The organism is bacterium (assembly GCA_019912885.1).
Classification (GTDB): domain Bacteria; phylum Lernaellota; class Lernaellaia; order JACKCT01; family JACKCT01; genus JAIOHV01.
Genome location: JAIOHV010000190.1, coordinates 1 through 18,453, shown reverse-complemented (window position 1 = coordinate 18,453; position 18,453 = coordinate 1). Strand labels below are relative to the sequence as shown.

The following is an 18,453-nucleotide window of genomic DNA, read 5'->3' as shown; positions in this document are numbered from 1 at the left end:
TGGTCATTCAGAAGGAGCAAAGACCATGAAGAAAGCGACTTTCATTCTTATCGGTGCGATGACGACCCTCGCTCTCGCGCTTACCGTCAGCTGTGACACGAACAGCAGCAACGGTGACGATGACGACGACAGCCAATCAGCGGACGAAAGCTCGTCGGTGGAGCAGAACTTCCTCTCAATTGTCGATGACATGCGCCTGGCGGTGACGCAGTACGCCGACGCCTCGGACCAGTCAGGATCCCGTGATGATTACTACGGTCGCCTGGACCAGGGAATCGGCGATCTGTCGAACCTCTGGGATCAGATGCGCTCGCAATGCGATCAGTTTGCCGACGACTGCCCGATGAATGGCGGGGCGACAGGCGACTGGTCGGATCAGTGCATGTCGGGTGGCCACATGATGGACCAAGGACGCATGGGCCAACTTCAGGGCTTTATCGATTCATGCCGATCATCCCTGGATGACTTCTGGGCGACCTGCGGGGAACAGTGGAGTGAATCCTGCGGGCAGATGGCCGACCAGCACACGCAGCAAATGGATGGCTTCCTCGGCCAGATGTGGAACGACTGCAACGACTGGTGGTCCGATGGCGGCATGATGAACGGCGACCACGACCACTGGGGAAATTGCAGTGACGACCACCACGATGACGATATGATGGATGACGACTGGCAAGACGACGACATGATGGACGACGACGACATGATGGACGACGACTGATGCGGCAACAGAATTTGACCGATTGAACACAACCAGGGGTCGGGGACACAACTTGGCTCCGAATTGAAGGCTCGTGCTGAGCACGAGAGCAGAAAGGACCAAACGATGCGCAAGATCGTATTCACAGTTACGGCGATGATTGTCGGCCTTCTGATGGCTTCGGCCAGCGCCTACGCCTGCGGTGGGTGCGGATGGGGACATGGTCAGGGAATGGGGAATTCCCATGCCGCAGTCCCGGACGATGCTCGCCTGAGCGGCGATCAACAAACGACCATTGATAAAATCCAGAAAAATTATAAGGGACGATTTGACTCGCTGAACAGCCGGATTGACGACGCAAATACCACCTTGGACACCGAACTCGCCAAGTCGGAACCCAACCTGGCGAAAATCAAGGATTTGCGAAAACAGCGCGCCGACATGATTGCAGAGATGGAAAGCCTGCGCGTCCAAATGAACGTCGAGGTCAAAAAGGTGCTGTCGGAAGTCCAGAGAAGCTATTATGGTGACTATGCATTTTGCCCATGCGGAATGCGGGGGCATTCGCAAGGGATGCACTCTGGGAACTCGAACGCTCCAACCCACGGCGGTTACTACTGTGACGGCTGGGGCTGGTAACGCGACATCGGCATCACTTTGGGCCGTGGAACCAGCGACGACTCGTTCGTTTGCTGGTTCCGCGGCAGTTGTGCGCGAAGCAGAGTCGGAACGCGGCACCTATTTTGCGTGGAGGTGCAGATCATGAGTCGTGAAAAATTCCAACATGCCGGTCAGGGGCATGGCGATCAGCCTGCCAACGCTCAGGAACTGAGCTTTCGTTGCGCAAATGTTGACTGCGAGAATGAGGCGAGGATTATCATGCGCGGCCTGGAATCTCAGCCAGGCGTCTCCTCAGTGCGAGTGCTTGCGAAGGCAGGTCGCGTGGACATGAAATTCGACCCTGCGGCGACAACGGAATCGCTTCTCATCGTGCGGCTTACTGAACTGGGCTTTCCACCGATCGCCGAAACAAAACAAAAAGGCCCGGTATGGTGGAAGCACTCAAAGGTCGTGGCCTCCATTGCCGCCGGATTGTTGTCCCTGGTCGGTTGGTTATCGGGCACCCTTGGGGTTGAAGTCCTGCCAACGGTTCTTTACTTGGCGGCGATGGTCATCGGCGGGTATTACTTTGCCCGTGAGGCGGTGGAGGACCTCATAGATGAACGGCGCATCGGCATCGAGTTCCTCATGGCGGCGGCGGCGATCAGCGCCGCCGTTCTTGGCATGCCGGGGGAAGGAGCCGTCCTTGTTTTCCTATACTCCATTTCCGAAGCCCTGGAAGGATTCACCGAAGAAAAAACGCGGGCATCCGTCCGCGCGCTCATGAAATTGACTCCCAAGACCGCCCTCATCGAACGCAATGGCGACTCGTTCGAGGTGCCGGTTGAAGACCTGTCGGTTGGCGATGTCTTCATCGTGAGAGCCGGGCAGTCGGTCGCTACGGACGGCGTTGTCGTCGAAGGACGATCGGCTCTCAATCAAGCGCCGGTTACTGGAGAGAGCATTCCGGTCGAGAAGGCACCGGGCGACGAGGTGTTCGCGGGCAGCATCAACGGCGAAGGCGGATTGCGCGTTCGCGCCACGCACACGGCGAATGACAACACCATCGCGCGTATTATTCAAATGGTTGAAGAAGCCCAGGAGCGCAAGGGAGAGCGAGAGCGTTTGATCGACCGAATCGCGAAATATTACAGTCCCGCGGTCCTTGCCATCGGCATCCTGATAGGAGTTCTGCCGCCATTGCTCGGCTCGGGCGAACTTACGATTTGGCTGACTCGCGCGACGGTCTTCATCGTCGCGGCAGCACCTTGCGCCGCGGTAATATCGATTCCGATCACGATGGTCGCGACCCTCGGACGCGCCGCGAGTCATGGCGTTTTGTTCAAGGGCGGAATCCATGTCGAGTCCCTCGCTCGAATCCGAGCCGTGGCCTTCGACAAAACCGGCACGCTCACGCGGGGGCTGCCGGAGTTGACTGATGTGATTCCGGCCTCGAACGACGATTCGGCAATCGCCGAAACGGACTTGCTCGGTTTGGCCGCCGCCGTTGAAATGTGGAGTGAGCATCCGCTTGCAAGAGCCATCGTGCGGGAGGCGGATACCCGCAAGATCACGACGACGCAGAGTGTGGATTTCACGGCGCTCACCGGTGCGGGAGCCAAGGCTCACATCGACGGCGAAGAGGTGATTGTTGGCAGCGCTTCCTTGTTCGCCGATGAGCACGGCGTGGATATCTCGCATTTGTCTCAGAGAATCGAGTCACTTCAAGACGAAGGCAAAACCGTTGTTCTCGTTGGCCAGCGTGAAAAAGTGCTGGGGATACTGGCGTTGCGCGACAATCCGCGATCAGGAGCCAAGGAGGCCGTAACCGGCATTCTCGCCCTCGGGCTTGGAAGTGCTATCATGTTGACCGGCGACAACGAACGCACGGCGATGGCTATTGCAGGCGAAGTCGGAATACGCGAGATTCGTGCGGCGCTCAAACCACAGGAAAAAGTCGATGCAATTCGAGACATCGAGACTCGTTATGGCAGCGTCGCAATGGTGGGTGACGGAGTGAATGACGCCCCTGCGCTCGCCGCTGCAAGCGTCGGGATCGCTATGGGCGCAGCCGGTTCGGACGTCGCCCTCGAAACAGCCGACATTGCTTTGATGGGTACCGATCTTGAACGGCTCGTCTACGCCATCTCTCTTGCAAGAAAGAGCACGGCAGTGGCGAACCAGAATTTGGTGCTTTCGGCCCTCGTGGTCGCCGGACTCATCATCGGGGCGCTGACGGGTTCTTTTTCACTCACTGTTGCAGTCGTGGCACACGAGTTAAGCGAGTTCGCGGTCATCGGCAACGGTCTGAGAATGCTAAGGGCTTAAGGCCAATGATGACCATAAGTACCCCACATACCACTGAGTACAAACCGGAGGTGATCTATGTACGAAAGGGACTATGCGTTTACAAGGAGTTTTCCGGGACGGACATTCGAGGCGGTGACCGATCGAGTTCGAGAGGCTCTTGCCACGGAAGGTTTTGGTGTCCTGACGGAAATTGACGTGCAAGCGACGCTCAAGAAGAAGCTGAACGTTGAAAGACGGCCCTACCTCATCCTGGGAGCCTGCAACCCGCCGCTGGCTCATAAGGCTCTTGAGGCCGAGCCGCCTATTGGAATATTCCTTCCCTGCAATGTCGATGTATTCGAAGGGGAAGATGGTGTGATCTACGTCCAGACGCCAAAGCCGATCCTCATGTTCGGCCTCGTTGGCAATCCGTCCGTCAAGCCCATTGCCGAAGAGGTGGAGGCCAAGCTTCGACGAGTCCTGGAGCGCATCGAGGCGTAGTCGAGAAAGCCAAGCCATGCTCATGAGAGTATTTTTCTTTGTGATTGCCGCCGTCGTTTTCCTTTGGGAATCCCGCTCCTCAGAACGCGGATTCAAGAGTCTCACGGGAATCGATCCCGTGGCATTTCGCCGGACTGCAAGCCAGGCGCAAAGACTTTCATGGCGCGTTTTTCAGATTGTATCCGCAGGTTACGCCCTGTTGTTCCTGCGATTCCTCATCGGTCCATCAACTCTGCTTAGAAATCCAATAGTGAGCATTTTGAACCATTCGTGGTTTGCCGTTTTGGGTTTCGCAATTTCCTTATCAGGTATTTACCTGGCGCGTTCAGCAAGAAGTCGTATGGGGCGATCCTGGCGAATCGGATTCGACGAGAGTGAGACGACGGATCTCGTGAAGGATGGTCCCTTTGCCTATATCCGAAATCCTGTTTTCGCTGGAATCATGCTGTTTCAATTTGGTCTGGTTTTGATCGTACCGCATTGGTTAAATCTCCTCCTTGCGTCCGTCGCCTCGCTTTCTTTTGCCTATCAGGCTCGCTTGGAGGAAGAACACCTCACGATCCAACACGGCGAAAGCTACCGCGCCTATGCCCGTCGCACTGGACGATTCTGCCCTGGGATCGGGAAATACAACAATTAGACAGCTGTGAATGATTTTCGAGTTCTCACCGGCTGTCATCCCAAAGTCGAGAGTGCGGGAATTTTAAGTCTGCTGTTTTCAAATATCGCTTATTATTCAATGGGTTAGAAGAAGCGACTTCCCGCCAAAAATCACCGGCATTTCGATACGGGTAACGTTTCCTCCATGTGCCCATGATTCACTCCCCAATCTCGGTCACTTTCGGCGTCGACGCTTCTGGCGGGACAGATGCGGTGCGTGAAAGATCGTCAATCGCCACCACGATCGATTTCATGTCGACCCTGATTTTTTCGCTCATGTTGAAAAACCAGATGATGATTGACGATTTCACGTTGATGTTCTTCTGTTCGGTTTCAGCGTTCGTCGCCGCGCGAACGATACGCGCCTTGTAGACGTATTTGTCCGGCACATAGGCGGGCAGAATCGAAAGCGTGACGTAACAGAGCGGGTATGTGACAACGGGCCATCCGATCCCGGCTTTGTTTCGCGTCTGCGTCATGTAAACGACGTAATCGTATTCGTTTGCCGAAAAATCGCCGGCGATATGTTCAAAATTGACCGAACGGGCGTCTTGCTTGAAGAACCTGAATTCGATCTGGTCCGGCAAATCCTGACGATCGAATTTCTCCGGATCTTCGTTAATAACTTCGAGATCGTTGACCGAATATGGCAAATCGCTGAACACCATCGCGACGCGTGCTCGCGGCGCCCGCGGCGCGTCCTCAAATTCGTCAACGGTCATCCGATAGTGGCGGCATCCCGTTGTGAAAAGTGCCGATGCGAGTCCGCATACCAAGCCGACCGCGCACAATTGTCGCATTCGATTCATACGGAAACCTTTTTCTAAGAGTTACTCGATGACACCGTGGCAGTACGCCCTTTTATGTTTTGCGTCAACGAAAACAAGTGAGGCTGGATTCCAACGAGAGATCCGGCTCGCCCGACGCGCCATGACCTTTCGCCAATCCGCTGCTATAGATGGGCGTTCACGTTTTTCGCAAACGAGGAGGCGCGGTGAGGACACATATTTTCCGCGTGATGTTCGTCGTTTTCGTTTGCCTGGCCGTTGCGTCCGGCGTGGGCGGTTGTTCGTGCGCGGACGATCCTTCCGACAATTCGGGGCCGGTCGACGACACCGGCGCGCTGCCGCGCATCGACGACGACGTGTCCGACGACACCGATGACGACATAGGCGACGACGACATCGATGACGATGCAAACGATGACGACGACTCGAATGACGACGATGCGTTCGACGATGACGATTCCAACGATGATGACGCCGATGACGACACCGTCGACGACGACGCGGTGGCCGAGGCGTTCACGCTCGTGGAGCTTCCCGACGCCGCCTCGCCAGCGATGAAAATCGCGGTGCAGGCGTGCAGCGGTTTGTCGAATCGCAATCTCGGCGGTTCGATCTTCGTCAGGATGAAGGACAAGGACGACGAGTGGCTGGTCGACCTTGGCCTCGTGCCCGAAGAGACGATCGGCGCCGAAAAGTTTCTCGCGAGTTGCGTCGCGAAAGTTGGCGCGTGCGTTCGATATTCGTATGACACGCAGCAAAAGATCGTGCCGAACATCCTCACCGCCGGCGCGGCGCTTGGCGCGGTGCCGCTCGACGACAGCCTGCCGGTGACGTGCGTCGATCCGGTGTTTGACGCCATCGCCGAGTTCGCCTCGCGCGACACGCCGTACCTCGCGACGAAATACGTCTACGAGAATTTCGTCGACGACACGACCGGTCTTGCAATGATGAATCCCGGATACGACCAGAACGACAAGCGCTATTGGGATCCCGCGCTGACCGGCGACGTCAACGCGTCCCTCGTCGATTTCGTGTTCTCCGAAAAGCTGTTCGTCATCTTCCTTGTCAACGGGTGCTTCGAATCGGGCGAGGAAGGCGCGCTGTTAAGCGAGATCGTCGTGGAGAATCCCTGGCTGCGCCCCATCGGCGTTTTTGGCTACAACGATTCCTGGCTCGTCTTTGGCGGATACCTCTTCGAGGCGCACACGCGATGCACGGACGCGGGCAACATGGGCGCGATCCCCACGTCGTTCACGAACAACCTGTCGTTCTACTCGCGGCGGCGCGCGCCGATCGAAAACGTGGGCGAGGTGGAGCAGAACCCGCCGGAGGATATCGCGTACGATCCCGCGAAAACATACGTGGCGTTCATCATCGGCGACGGCGACAACGTGTCGTACATCATGGACGCGCGCAGCCGCTGGCTTGCCGAGCGCCTGGCGGATTGCGAAAAGCCGGACAATTCGTGCGAGCCGATCACGTGGTCGATCTCTCCGCACCTGACGCGCATCGCGCCGGATATCCTCGAGTGGTACTACGCGATGAGCCGGCAAACGGGGAAGGACTACTTCACGCTGCCGCCAAGCGGGCACCTGTATGCGTACCCCGCGTCGATGCCGGGCGATATGCAAGAGGCGTTCGTCGCCGCGACGGAAAACGACGCGCGCCTTCTCGACATCACCGGCACGGTGCATTGGGACTGGGCGACCACGTGGCGCGACGCGGAAACGGTGTTTCTGCCGAAATACGCCGAACACGGCGTCATCGAGGGCGTGTTTCCCGTCAACGTCCCGTACATGTTCCCGACGTTCACGTGGCCGAATCCCGATCAGTTTTTCAAGGTGCTCCCGGGCGCGGGCGGCGGCGAGGTCGTGCTGTTTCGACCGCGCGAATGGCGTGGCGTCGACAACAGCGGAAGCGGCCTGACGGCGCCGTTTTTCCTCAGCCCGGAGAACATGGCCGATGAGCTGGCGCATTATCCGCCGGGCACCGTCACCGCGATCTACATGACAAGCGACGGCGGGCTGAACCTGACAAACTCGTTCATGGCACTCGTCAAGCTTCTGCCGGCGCACGTGCGCCTGGTCAGCACCGAAACCGCCGCGCGCCTTGCGCTCGAAGCGCATCGGATGCGGGCCGATCGCTGATGAAGCCCGGGCTTGCGCGCGGCGCGAGATCTTGCACCGCCCGGCGGATCTCCGGGCGGTGCGCCCACGCAACGTGGCGTTGTCGCGGCGTCGATCAGGCGCGTCCGGTGACGCGCGACGTTTGCGCCGCCTGCGGCTGGCCCTGCGCCGCCAACTGCGTCTCCAGGTGCGAGGCGATCTGCGCGACCTCGGCCTTGAAGTCCTCGAACTCCGGCGCAAGCCCGTTGACGTACGTGCTCCAGCCCGCCGTGGCCTTGGCAAAGTGGATCGCGTCCTCGATCTCCGCGTCCGTCGCGCCGTTGAGCCGGGCCGCGGTCGTGTGGAAGTGCGTGCAGTAGCGGCACTTCGTCGCCGCCGAAATCGCGACGCCGATCAGCTCCTTGTATTTCGCCGGGATGGGGCTTTCCGCAAGCTGCGTCGCGACGAAGAGCTTCCACTCAAGCTCCAGCGACGCGTCCGGGATCACCTTGAAAAACGACGGCACGATCCCCAACGTTTGTTCGATCTCCGCGTAAACCTCATTCCGAGTCATGGCGGCTCCCCCTTGCGATGATGTGTTGACGGCCCGCTCGCCAACATACGCCCAAGGCCGGCGCCCAAATATGATCGACCTTACGCTGGCGCGATTTCGCTTATGCGTTGCGCGCGGTGGCGCAATCGGGCGCCTTCACGCCCGCGGATGGAATCGCAGGATCGCAATTCGGCGGTACACATTGAACACGGAGGAGACACGGAGGACACGGGGAAAAACAGGTTGGAACCGCGACTGTGAGGGAGCGGGTCGCATGCCGGCGCCATCGAATCACGCGTCTCCCGGCGATGTCATCCTGAGCGCAGCGAAGGATCTACGTTTCTACCGGTGCGGGGCGAGACCCTGCGCTTCGCTCACGGTGACAGGTCTCGTAAGCCTATTGGAATTGGCTCCGAATTCGGCTCGGGGAGCGGCCGGCTTGTGGGACGCGACGATCAGTGCCGGTCGCGGCTTTGGCACTCCTCGCCCTTGTCGCACGGAAGCCCCAGCGCCTTGCGTCCGCAAAATCCGCACGTGCCGGAGATGGACGACTCGTCGGAGTCCGTGCTGCCCGAAATCCGCTGGATTGCCACCCACAAGACGCACGCCGCGGCAATGCCGAGGATGGAGAAGACGTATGTCATCCGCCAAGCTCGCGGAAAAGGCCGGCAAAGCCCATGAACGCCATCGACAGGATGCCCGCGATGAAGAAGGACAGCGCCGCGCCGCGCGCCCAGTTGGGGATCGGCGCGAGTTCGTTTTCCTCGCGGATCGCCGCCATCAGCACCAGCGCGAGCGTCAGCCCGACGCCGGCCCCCGCCGCATACACCACGCCCTCGAGGAAACCGTAGCCGCGGTTGGTCTGAAAAAGGGCGAGGCCGAGGATCGCGCAGTTGGTCGTGATGAGAGGCAGGAAGATGCCGAGCGCGCGGAAAAGCGTGGGCGACAGCTTCTTGATGATCATCTCGACGAGCTGCACGGTGCTCGCGATCGCGACGATGAATGCGATGAGCTTGAGATACGGCGCGTGCGGCAGCACATAGGTGTTGAGCAGCCACGCGCTGATCGACGTGATGACAAGGACGAAGATGTTCGCGAGCCCAAGGCGCAAGGCCGTATCGATCCGCTGGCTGACGCCGAAAAACGGGCATAGCCCCAAAAAATAGGCGAGGGTGAAGTTGTTGATGACCGACGCGGACGCGAAAAGCCAGATGTATTGCTGCATCACGCGGCCTCCGTCGCGCCGGTATCCGGCACAGCCGCCGCGCGGCGCGCCTTGGCGTCCTTCATGCGCGCCAAAACGATCAGGAGCACGCCGAGCGTGAGGAACCCGCCGGGGGGCAGCTTCATGATGACCCACGGCTCGAATCCGTCTCCAAAAAGATTCGCACCAAGGAGCGTGCCGGAACCAAGAACCTCGCGGATGCCGCCGATGAGGCAGAGCGTGAGCGTGAATCCCGCGCCCATGCCCGCCGCGTCCGCGACGGAACGGCCGACGGGATTTTTCGAGGCGAACGCCTCCTGGCGGCCGAGAATGACGCAGTTCACGACGATGAGCGACAGGAACGCGCCGAGCGCCTTGTGCGCCGCGGGCATCGTGGCCTCGAGCAGGAAGTCCACGGTCGTGACGAACGTGGCGATGACGATGATGTAGGTCGAGATGCGCACCGCTTTCGGAATCAAATGCCGTAGAAGCGAAATGAGAAAGCTTGATCCGACGAGCACGAAAACGGTGGCGAGCCCCATGACGAGGCCGTTCATCAGATTGTTTGTCACCGCGAGCGACGGACACAAACCGAGCAGCCCGATAAAAATCGGGTTTTGATCCCAGAGTCCCTTCGCGAATTCCTCAAACGTGGTTTTTTCGTTTTGCGTCGCGGTCACGGTGTTTCTCCGTCGGGCGAAAGCAGCGGTTTCCAGCGATCGAGGCTCACGTTCATCATCTTCACGACGGCTTCCGAGGAGATCGTCGCGCCGCTGATGGCGTCCACTTCGTTGGGCGCGTCGCGTCCGTCGCGAACGAGCGCGACATCCGGATCGACGGCCAGCTTTTGAAAGCTCGCGACGAATTTCGGATCGAATTCGATCTTGTCGCCAAGTCCCGGCGTCTCGCGCTGGCCAAGCACGGCAAGACCCGTGACGACGCGCTCGTCGGCCTTGTAACCGTAGAGGATGGAGATGGCCTCCTGAAAGCCCGGACCTTCCGCCGGCACGGCGTATCCCGTCATCTTGCCGTCCGCGTCAGAGCCCGCGTAGATAGATTTGTCCGCCGGCTCTTCCCCCTCGGGGCCGCTGTATTCGGAGACGCCGGTCTCCATCGCGACCATCGGCGTAAATGTCGTCGTCCCCGGCAGAACGCGCAGGATCGCGGCCTCGAGCACCGCACGGCGGTTCGCCTTGATCCTCGGCAGCGTCACCGTGTAGAGGCTTGCCAGAATCGCGCCGGACAATAGCCCCGCGACGCCGAGCGTCATGGCCAGACGGAAAAAGCCGGGCTCGGAGGTTTTTTCGTCCGACATTCCGTCAGCCTCCGAAGCGACGCGGCTGCGTCTTGCGGTTGATATGCGGGGTCAGCGCGTTCATGAGCAGAATCGAATACATCACCGATTCGGGCAGGCCGCCGAACAGGCGGATGATGACGACAAGCAGCCCCACGCCGGCGCCGAAGATCCACGCGCCCTTCGGCGTGATGGGCGAGGTGACCGGATCGGTCACCATGAACACCGCGCCGAACATCAGGCCGCCGGCAAACAGCATGAAAAGCGGATTCGGATACTTGTCCGTGTTCGCCAGAAACAGCGCGCCGGAAACCGCGGCGGCGCCGGCGAGCGTGGAGACGAAAAGCCGCCAATCGAAAGTGCGCCGCGCGATCAGGAAGAGGGCCGCCGCGATCAGCAGAAATGCGCTCGTTTCGCCGAGCGACCCGCCGGTGTTGCCCCAGAACAACGGCGACAGATCGAGGGCCGTCGGATCGTGCTGGAACTTCAGGCGGCCAAGGGCCGTCGCGGCGGTGACGCCGTCAACCGATCCGTGCATGAGCGGCGCGGCGAAGGTCTGCCCGGAGATATGGAAAAAGTCCTGCCCGGGCGCCGTCCACGTGGTCATCACCGTCGGGAACGCGGCCTGCAAAAAGGCGCGGCCCACGAGCGCGGGGTTGAAGATGTTTTGCCCAAGCCCGCCCCAGATCAGCTTGCCAAGGCCGATCGCCACCGCGCCGCCGAGAAAGGCGATCCACAGCGCGACGCCCGGCGGTAGCGTGTAGGCAAGCAGAAGTCCCGTCAAAAGCGCGCTGCCGTCACGCAGCGAGCCGAGTCCCTTGCGATCGCCCGCGAGCCATTCGACAAGGCACGCGCCGGCCGCGGCGGCGAGCGGCACGAGGATCGCGACGACGCCGAAGAACCAGATCGCCGCCAGCGCCACGGGCGCGAGTGCGATCAGCACCTCGGCCATCATGCGGTTTGTCGTGCCGCCCTGGCGGTCGAACGGCGCGGTCGAGATGACGAGCGGGCGGGGTTGTTGCATCACTTGGCGTTCTTCTGCCGGACAAGTCCCTTGCCGACGCGCATGAGCTGGACCAGGGGAATCGAGGACGGGCAGACAAACGAACAGCTCGCGCATTCGAAGCAGTCGGCGATGTGCATCGCTTCGAGCATGTCGGCGCGCTCGTTGCGCGCGGCAACGGCCAGGCGCGAGGGATTCAGGAACATCGGGCACGCGTCGAGGCAACGCCCGCAGCGGATACACGGCTGTTCCATCCCGGCGCGCGGCGACACGCTCGTGAACGCGACGATGCCCGAGGCGCCCTTGACGATCGGCACGTCGAGGCTTTTTTGCGCCATGCCCATCATCGGCCCGCCGAGGATGATCTGCCGCGTCCCGGGAAGCAGCCCGCCGCAGTGCTCGATCACCGCGCCGAGCGGCGTGCCAAGCGGCACCAGCACGTTCGCCGGCCGCCGGATGCCCGGGCCCGTCACGGTGACGACGCGCTCGATGAGCGGAATGCCCCGATCGAACAGATCGGCCAGGCCCGCGAGCGTGCCGACGTTTTGCACCACCATTTCCAGATCGAGCGGAAGGCGGCCGCTTGGCACCTCGCGGCGGAAGATGGCGTCGATCAGCATCTTCTCCGCGCCCTGTGGGTATTTCACGTCGAGCGCGATGACCTCGATCCCCGCATCAACGCCCGCCGCCGTTTTGAGCGCTTCGATGGCATCGGGTTTGTTCGACTCCACGCCGACGTAGCCGCGCGTAACGCCAAGGCGCGCCATGACAAGACGCAGGCCGCGCACCACCTGCCCCGGGCGCTCGGCCATGATGCGGTGATCGCAGGTCAGGTACGGCTCGCACTCGCAGCCGTTGGCGACCACGAACCGGACTTTCTTGCCCTCGGGCACGCTGAGTTTGACGTGCGTCGGAAATGCCGCGCCGCCGAGGCCCACGAACCCCGCGTCCTGCACCCACTGGATGAATTCCGCGTGCGCGAGCGAGGCGGGGTCGGGCGGGCGGTCATAGGCCAGCTCGCCCGCCGCCCAGGGATCGGTCTTGATGACGATCGCCGGCTCGCGCCGTCCGTTGGCCGTGGGGCGAAGCTCGATCGCGCGGATCGTGCCGGAGACCGGCGCATGCAGCGCCGTGGAGACAAAACCGCCGGGGCGGGCGATCTTTTGCCCGCGCGCCACGCGCTGCCCCGGCTCCACGACCGCCACCGACGGCGCGCCGATATTCTGCGCGAGCGGCAGGACCAACTCGTCCACGAACGGCATCCGCTCGATCGGCAGATGGTGCGTCGCGTCCTTGTGTTCCCCGGGATGGACCCCGTGGCGAAAGGATTTCGCGGCGGATTCGACGAGGCGCTGCATCAGTCGTCACCCGCCGTTTTTCCGGCCTCGCCATCGGGCCGGCGCGCGTTCGTCGCCAGTTCCACGAGCTTGCGGCGGAGCTTGTCGGCCTGCTCGGCCCGGACGTTCGCGAGCGCCTTCTCGTTTTCGGCGCGAACGGCGGCAAGCTCGGCCGCGTGCGCGCCGGCCAGCTCGGCCCGAAGCTGCTCGCGCACGGATTGCGTAAACGGCGTCTGTACGCCGGCGATCTCCTGCAACATGCGCCAGTGGCCGGCGCGCTCGGTGGCAAGTGCCGCGGCGTGGCCGTTCGCGTCAAATCGCGACTGCGCGGCGCACCACGCGGCGGGCATCAGCGGCGCGCCGCCGTCCTCGACCCACATCTCGCTCGGCGCCGGGTTGTCGTCGATCGAAAGCCGCGCGCCGAAGATGCCCTTGGCGGCGGGGTCGTAAGACAATAACGGATGGACGCGCGTACGCACCGCCAGGTCCGCGAGCGCGATGGTCTCGTTCGTCTCGAACCCGTGGCGGCGCGGGCTTGGCGCGTAAGCGTGGATAAGCGCCGGGCCCGGATGGGCCAGCGCCTTTTGCACTTGCGCCATGAAGTGATCCGGATGCGCGAGTGACACCGACGCGACGAACGCCGACTTGTGCGCGATTGCGAGGAACGCGGGGTCGCCGCCGCGCGCGCGCGGACCGTGACCATCGAGTACGAGAAATTTCACAGGCATGTCACCGGTCAAAAGACGCGACATCCCCGCGAGGTTGGTGCCGCACAGCGACTCGGCGTCGCCCACAAGAAACAGCGGCGGAATCGAGGCGCGTTCCGCGTCGGTCAGATCGCTCCACGCGAGGTCGGCCAGCGCCGTCTCGGCGGCCGCGCGGTCGGGCGCGGCGTCGCGCCACAGCTCGGCGCGCCGCGCCAGGCGCACGGTTTCGAGCGATTCGCGGGTGAGGCCCTCAACGAGGCCTTCGGCCATCGCGCCCGCATCGCCAAGCTCCACCGTGAGCGGCGCGTGCAGGGGATGATGCGGAAAACGCGCCATCCAGCTTGCGGTCGTTTCTCCGCCGAGCACGACGCCCCACCGGGCGCGGCCCGCGTCGCCTGCGCCGTGCAAAAGGCGCTCGCGCTCTTCGGACACCGCTTGCGTCAGGCGCGCCAGCCCGCGAAGGCGCGCGGCGTCCACCGTTGCGGTCTGCCCGGCCTTCTCAAGCGAGTCGATGAGTTCGGCGACGGTCGTCACGGCGCCGTGGTTGGCGGACGCCGCGTCGCCAAGCGCCTTCAGATCGTTCATGGGCACCGCGCCCGTCACTTCCCTGGTGATCGCGTCGCGCAAGCCCCGGCCGAGCCCATCGAGCCGCCCGCCAAGTTCGAGCATGGCGCGCTGCACCTCATACTCCACCACGGCCGCCGTCAGGCGGATCGCCAGCCGTTCGCCGGAGCCGGGCTCGGCGACATCGCCGCCGGGCATGGCAAGCAGCGTGTGGCGCGAAAGGAGCAGCGCCGCCAGCGGGCCGATTTCCGCTTTCGCGGCGGCCTTTTCGATATCCGCACCCGCGGTGTCCGGCAGCGATTCCCACACGCTCCACGCGTCGGCCGCCTGCCCGGCGATCTCCTTCGTGCGCGGCACGATCGTTAACGCGTCGGTGGGGCAAACCGTCGCGCAGATGCGGCAAGCCTGGCACGCGGTCGGGTCAATCGCCATGCCGAGAACAAGGCCCGTGCCTTTCGCCGCCTTGTGCGGCTCGTGGAAAAAAAGCGGCGTCACGGCGATCGGCAGGTGCGAAAGGCGATCGGACGCCGCCGCGAAGGCCGCGCCCATCTGCTCCTTTTCCTCGCCGCCGGCGCCAAGCTTTTCGACAAGCCACCCGAAACCGTCGTCGAGGTCCGCGCGCGTCAGCTCGCGCGCCCCCGCGTCGGCGAGTTTTTTATCCAGATGCGCGGCGAGCTGCTTGAACGCGCGTTTGAGCTTTTCGGCCGCCGGGCCGGTCGCGGTGAGGCCGGCCGTCAGCAAGGTTTCCATACCGAGCGCGACCGGGCCGATCGACGCATCCGGGCAGGCGGACCAGCAATCGCCACAACCGGTGCAGAGTGTCGCGTCGAGAACGGGGATCGTCGCGCCGGACGCCATGCGGTCGCGCAACGGCGCGGTGCGCGCCGGGACGGCGCCGAGCGCCGCGTAGGGATCGGGCACCGATTCGGGCGTCGCACCAAGAACGCGCGGCTGCACGACCTCGTTCCAGAACCGCACGGGGGAGTCGTAACGCACGTCCGTGCGCTGGGCGAGCGTATGCGCGTCGCGGGCCGGACGCGCCGCGACCTTCGCGAAGCCACTTGCGGGAATTTCCACGGGCTTCAATCCGGTTTCGCCGCCGGAAAGCAGTGCACCCGCCGCGGCGGCGAGATCGGCAAGAGCCGGACCGCCGCGCAAGATGCGCAGGCCGGACAGGCGCTCTCTCGCGCCGTCGCCCGCGCGCGCGGCGACGCTCTCCATCGACACATCCTCGGCCAGCACGAGCGGCGCGCCGGGGACGAGCCCTGCCGTCGCATCGAAATACGCGGGCAGCGCCTTGTGCGCGATGACGACGGCATCCGCCGGCACGTCGTCGCCCGGATCGCCAAACGGCTCGGGCGCGGCGGTCACGCGGCCGATCCAGACCCCGTCCTCGATCACCTGCGAGCGGCTGCGGACGTGCCGGCCGATCGGCGCAAGCGCCGTCGCGGCGGCGATCAGCACGCCGGCGGTGTCCACCGGTTCGCGTGCGACGATGACGATCGTGCGCGCGCCATCGGGGCGCGGATCGGGATTCACGGCATCCGGCGCGACGCGGGCGTCCAGATTCGGAAACCGCCGCCGCACCGCCGAAAGAAGAACGTCCCGGTGCGGCAATCGCGAGGCGCCCGCCGTCGCGTGCGCAAGGCCCAGGTGAAGGCGCTCGCGCGGCTTTTCGCTTTTCATGTTTTCGTACAGCGACGCGATCGCCTGGGCGGTCACCGGCGCGCCGCCAAGGCCGGCGGTCGCCGACAGGATGCGTATCGGCAAGCCGGAAAGCGCCGCGCGAACTTCGCGCGTCAGCGGCCCGTCGGCCGAAAGCCCGCCGTCGCTTCGCTCGACGACCGTGACGGCTTCCGCGCGCGCAAGCGCCTTGACGATCTCGTCCGAGGGAAACGGCCGCAGCCATTCGATCGCCAGCGAACCAACAGGCGCCTTTTCGTTTCGCAGCCGGTCGACCACGCCATCCACAATCTCCGCGACAGCGCCCATCGACACGACCGCGTGCCGGGCCTTGTCGAGGCGATGCGCGCGGACAAACCCCATCGGCCGGCCGGTTCGCGAGGAAAGATCCTCCAGAACTTTTCTTGCCTGTTGCGGCACTTCAACAGCGAAAAGTTCGCGCTGGCCGACCGCCGCCAGGGCGTATTCGCGGGCCGGCTCGTTAAGGCCGGTCGCGACCGGGCGCTCCGCGGAAAACCAGCGCGGCACGGCTCGCCGTGGTCCGCCGAACAGCATGTCCTGGGCGTCAGAGAGATTTTCGATCGCGGCGGAAGGCGCGCCGAGAAACTCGCGCAGCATGGCCTCGTCGGGCAGCAGGAGATCTTGCACGGCAAATGCCGTCTCGCCGCCGTCCATGGCCACGATGCCCGGCGTCAGGCTGATCTCCGCGAGGCGGCGCGCGGCGAGTGTGAGGTCCACCGCGTGCTGCGCGTTACGCGCCACCGCGATGAACGCGCCGCTGCCGGCGACGCCGAACAATCCCTCGTGCCCCGTTCCCGGCGCGATGCCCTGGCGCGGCATGGCGCGGTTGGCCGCCTGGATGACAAGGGGCCATCGCCGCCCCGCCGCCGCGAAAAGTTGATCGTGAATCTGTGCCAGGCGGTCGCCGGCCATCATCGCCACGGTCCGCTGGCCGCTCGCCGCAAGGCCCGCGGCGGTGGCGAACGTGGCGCGCGCGTCGCCGCAAATCACGTCGGACACGGCCGCGCTAAAGGCGTTGCGGTCCGCGCCGCGGCGTCCGTCGGCAAGGCCCGCGCCGGGAATATGCCGGCAGAGCACGTCGCAAATCAGCGACTCGGTCGATACAACGGCGAGCGCGCCGGTGGTCAGGACGGGTCGTCCCTTTTCGACGGTTGCGGCGTCGCCTGAATCCGTCCGCCCGAGCATTTGCCGAACGCGTTTTATCGCGGCTGTTGGCCAATCACGCACGAATTCCTCCACCGACGTCGAGCATCGGGCTTTCAGACTGGAACTGCGTTCCGTCCACCCATCGGATCGCGCCGGTCGGGCAGCGGAACGTGGCATGGATCGTGGTCTCGCCGGGGATGCGGATGCGCGGCAGGCCGCCGGACATCTCGATCGCCCCGGCTCGGGCGTCGAGCGCGCAGCGCCCGCACGCATCGCACGCGACCGCGCACACATCGGTCGCCGCCGTTCCCGCGAGCGGCGACGAGCACTGGACGATCAGATGTTGCGACACGGGTACGAGCGTAAACAGATCGCGCGGGCATACCTCGACGCAGTCATTGCATGCCGTGCACAAATGGGGCGTGACGACCGGCAGATCCTCGTCGTTCATCCGGATCGCGCCGAAGGTGCAGGCTCGCTCGCAATCGGCAAGGCCAAGACATCCCCACGCGCACGCGGTCGCACCGCCGTTGACGATGACCGCCGCGCGGCAGGACGAAAGGCCCGCGTATTCGGCGACGCGGCGCACGTTGGATTTGCCGCCCGCGCAGTGAAGGCGCGCGACGCGGCGCTCCTCGATCGTGGCTTCCACGCCGAGATAGGCGGCGATGGCGGCGATGCCCTCGGGCGCGCTGACGGTGCACTGTCCCGGCTGCTTCGTGCCGCCGCACACGGCCTCGGCGAACGCGCGGCATCCCGGTTGGCCGCAGGCGCCGCAGTTGCTTCCGGGCAGCATCGCCTCGACGTCGTCGATGCGGGGATCCTCCTCGACGCGCAGATAGCGATAGGCCAACGCGAGCACGACGCCGAAAAACAACGCGACCCCGCCGAGGATGGCCGCGGGCACGACCACGACGTTCATCGCGGCCCTCGGCGCCGGGGCGCGGCGAGGCCTGGCAGGTTGGCGAATTCGGTCATCGGCCGGTCTAGTTGTAAACCGCCGCGCGCTTCAGAAGATCGTCATTGACCGTCGTATCGCCCGCGCGCGGTTTCGCGGGGTGAATGCAACGCGCGGGGCATTTCTCGGCGGCGCGAACGAGTTCGTCGAAGGTTCCTTTCGACGCGTCGGCCAGAAACGCCTGCTTGTTGCCGTTGTATTGGAACATCTGCGGATTGATTCCGATGCACTCGTTGCAGCTCGTGCACAGGAACGAGTCGATATAGGGCTCGTCGAAGGAAACCTCGTCCTCGGCCGCGGGGGCTGACGCCGACTCGGCGATCGCGGGGACCGCCGCGGC

The 18,453-nt window shown here is 63.5% G+C and carries 17 protein-coding genes; 6 read left to right on the top strand and 11 right to left on the bottom strand.

From position 1 onward, the window contains the following. Positions 1 to 25: 25 nt before the first annotated feature. The 5 genes from K8I61_16590 (at position 26) to K8I61_16570 (ending at position 4,730) form a co-directional block, all read left to right on the top strand. Positions 26 to 721 carry a hypothetical protein gene (locus K8I61_16590; protein ID MBZ0273658.1) on the top strand — a complete coding sequence of 232 codons (696 nt, stop codon included), beginning with the start codon at positions 26 to 28 and terminating at the stop codon, positions 719 to 721. A 105-nt stretch (positions 722 to 826) separates the two neighbouring features. After that, positions 827 to 1,339, top strand: a complete 513-nt coding sequence (locus K8I61_16585) for a periplasmic heavy metal sensor (protein ID MBZ0273657.1) — start codon at positions 827 to 829, stop codon at positions 1,337 to 1,339. A gap of 240 nt (positions 1,340 to 1,579) precedes the next feature. Continuing rightward, complete coding sequence (locus tag K8I61_16580; GenBank protein ID MBZ0273656.1) at positions 1,580 to 3,628, top strand: cation-translocating P-type ATPase; 2,049 nt, start codon at positions 1,580 to 1,582, stop codon at positions 3,626 to 3,628. Between the two features lie 57 nt (positions 3,629 to 3,685). Continuing rightward, the gene (locus K8I61_16575) at positions 3,686 to 4,090 is read left to right on the top strand and encodes a DUF302 domain-containing protein (GenBank protein ID MBZ0273655.1); all 405 of its coding nucleotides are present in this window, start codon (positions 3,686 to 3,688) and stop codon (positions 4,088 to 4,090) included. A 22-nt stretch (positions 4,091 to 4,112) separates the two neighbouring features. Beyond that, positions 4,113 to 4,730: an isoprenylcysteine carboxylmethyltransferase family protein gene (locus K8I61_16570; protein ID MBZ0273654.1), complete on the top strand. Its 618-nt coding sequence runs from the start codon at positions 4,113 to 4,115 to the stop codon at positions 4,728 to 4,730. A gap of 178 nt (positions 4,731 to 4,908) precedes the next feature. Here K8I61_16570 and K8I61_16565 read toward each other — a convergent pair whose 3' ends face one another. Next, complete coding sequence (locus tag K8I61_16565; protein MBZ0273653.1) at positions 4,909 to 5,541, bottom strand: hypothetical protein; 633 nt, start codon at positions 5,539 to 5,541, stop codon at positions 4,909 to 4,911. A gap of 203 nt (positions 5,542 to 5,744) precedes the next feature. On the opposite strand from K8I61_16565, the gene K8I61_16560 reads away from it, so the two are divergent. After that, on the top strand, positions 5,745 to 7,685 hold the full coding sequence (locus tag K8I61_16560; protein MBZ0273652.1) for a hypothetical protein: 1,941 nt from the start codon (positions 5,745 to 5,747) through the stop codon (positions 7,683 to 7,685). 94 nt (positions 7,686 to 7,779) lie between these two features. Here the strand turns inward: K8I61_16560 and K8I61_16555 are convergent, their stop codons facing one another. The 10 genes from K8I61_16555 to K8I61_16510 form a co-directional block, all read right to left on the bottom strand. After that, a complete protein-coding gene (locus K8I61_16555; GenBank protein ID MBZ0273651.1) occupies positions 7,780 to 8,217 on the bottom strand; it encodes a carboxymuconolactone decarboxylase family protein in 438 nt (145 codons plus the stop codon). A 434-nt stretch (positions 8,218 to 8,651) separates the two neighbouring features. Next, the gene (locus tag K8I61_16550) at positions 8,652 to 8,840 is read right to left on the bottom strand and encodes a hypothetical protein (protein MBZ0273650.1); all 189 of its coding nucleotides are present in this window, start codon (positions 8,838 to 8,840) and stop codon (positions 8,652 to 8,654) included. Continuing rightward, entirely contained in the window at positions 8,837 to 9,421 is a 585-nt protein-coding gene (locus K8I61_16545; GenBank protein MBZ0273649.1) for an electron transport complex subunit RsxA, read from the bottom strand. Before K8I61_16545 ends, K8I61_16550 begins: the two co-directional genes overlap by 4 nt. Beyond that, positions 9,421 to 10,080: an electron transport complex subunit E gene (locus K8I61_16540; GenBank protein MBZ0273648.1), complete on the bottom strand. Its 660-nt coding sequence runs from the start codon at positions 10,078 to 10,080 to the stop codon at positions 9,421 to 9,423. The genes K8I61_16545 and K8I61_16540 overlap by 1 nt, the downstream gene beginning before the upstream one ends. After that, the gene (locus K8I61_16535) at positions 10,077 to 10,715 is read right to left on the bottom strand and encodes an FMN-binding protein (protein MBZ0273647.1); all 639 of its coding nucleotides are present in this window, start codon (positions 10,713 to 10,715) and stop codon (positions 10,077 to 10,079) included. The genes K8I61_16540 and K8I61_16535 overlap by 4 nt, the downstream gene beginning before the upstream one ends. 4 nt (positions 10,716 to 10,719) lie before the next feature. Next, a complete protein-coding gene (locus K8I61_16530) occupies positions 10,720 to 11,718 on the bottom strand; it encodes an RnfABCDGE type electron transport complex subunit D (protein ID MBZ0273646.1) in 999 nt (332 codons plus the stop codon). Beyond that, positions 11,718 to 13,055: an electron transport complex subunit RsxC gene (rsxC, locus tag K8I61_16525; protein MBZ0273645.1), complete on the bottom strand. Its 1,338-nt coding sequence runs from the start codon at positions 13,053 to 13,055 to the stop codon at positions 11,718 to 11,720. Before rsxC ends, K8I61_16530 begins: the two co-directional genes overlap by 1 nt. Further along, on the bottom strand, positions 13,055 to 17,194 hold the full coding sequence (locus tag K8I61_16520; protein ID MBZ0273644.1) for a 4Fe-4S binding protein: 4,140 nt from the start codon (positions 17,192 to 17,194) through the stop codon (positions 13,055 to 13,057). The genes rsxC and K8I61_16520 overlap by 1 nt, the downstream gene beginning before the upstream one ends. 34 nt (positions 17,195 to 17,228) lie before the next feature. Next, positions 17,229 to 18,077, bottom strand: coding sequence for an RnfABCDGE type electron transport complex subunit B (locus K8I61_16515; GenBank protein MBZ0273643.1), 849 nt, complete (start codon positions 18,075 to 18,077; stop codon positions 17,229 to 17,231). 64 nt (positions 18,078 to 18,141) lie between these two features. Beyond that, on the bottom strand, positions 18,142 to 18,453 hold a 312-nt coding region (locus K8I61_16510), incomplete at its 5' end, for a ferredoxin (protein MBZ0273642.1).

Bases quoted from the DNA above. Each gene is read 5' to 3' on its own strand.
- K8I61_16590 (MBZ0273658.1), top strand. From the start codon at position 26: ATGAAGAAAGCGACTTTCATTCTTATCGGTGCGATGACGACCCTCGCT.
- K8I61_16585 (MBZ0273657.1), top strand. From the start codon at position 827: ATGCGCAAGATCGTATTCACAGTTACGGCGATGATTGTCGGCCTTCTG.
- K8I61_16580 (MBZ0273656.1), top strand. From the start codon at position 1,580: ATGCGCGGCCTGGAATCTCAGCCAGGCGTCTCCTCAGTGCGAGTGCTT.
- K8I61_16575 (MBZ0273655.1), top strand. From the start codon at position 3,686: ATGTACGAAAGGGACTATGCGTTTACAAGGAGTTTTCCGGGACGGACA.
- K8I61_16570 (MBZ0273654.1), top strand. From the start codon at position 4,113: ATGAGAGTATTTTTCTTTGTGATTGCCGCCGTCGTTTTCCTTTGGGAA.
- K8I61_16555 (MBZ0273651.1), bottom strand. From the start codon at position 8,217: ATGACTCGGAATGAGGTTTACGCGGAGATCGAACAAACGTTGGGGATC.
- K8I61_16550 (MBZ0273650.1), bottom strand. From the start codon at position 8,840: ATGACATACGTCTTCTCCATCCTCGGCATTGCCGCGGCGTGCGTCTTG.
- K8I61_16545 (MBZ0273649.1), bottom strand. From the start codon at position 9,421: ATGCAGCAATACATCTGGCTTTTCGCGTCCGCGTCGGTCATCAACAAC.
- K8I61_16535 (MBZ0273647.1), bottom strand. From the start codon at position 10,715: ATGTCGGACGAAAAAACCTCCGAGCCCGGCTTTTTCCGTCTGGCCATG.
- K8I61_16530 (MBZ0273646.1), bottom strand. From the start codon at position 11,718: ATGCAACAACCCCGCCCGCTCGTCATCTCGACCGCGCCGTTCGACCGC.
- rsxC (MBZ0273645.1), bottom strand. From the start codon at position 13,055: ATGCAGCGCCTCGTCGAATCCGCCGCGAAATCCTTTCGCCACGGGGTC.
- K8I61_16520 (MBZ0273644.1), bottom strand. From the start codon at position 17,194: ATGCTCGGGCGGACGGATTCAGGCGACGCCGCAACCGTCGAAAAGGGA.
- K8I61_16515 (MBZ0273643.1), bottom strand. From the start codon at position 18,077: ATGAACGTCGTGGTCGTGCCCGCGGCCATCCTCGGCGGGGTCGCGTTG.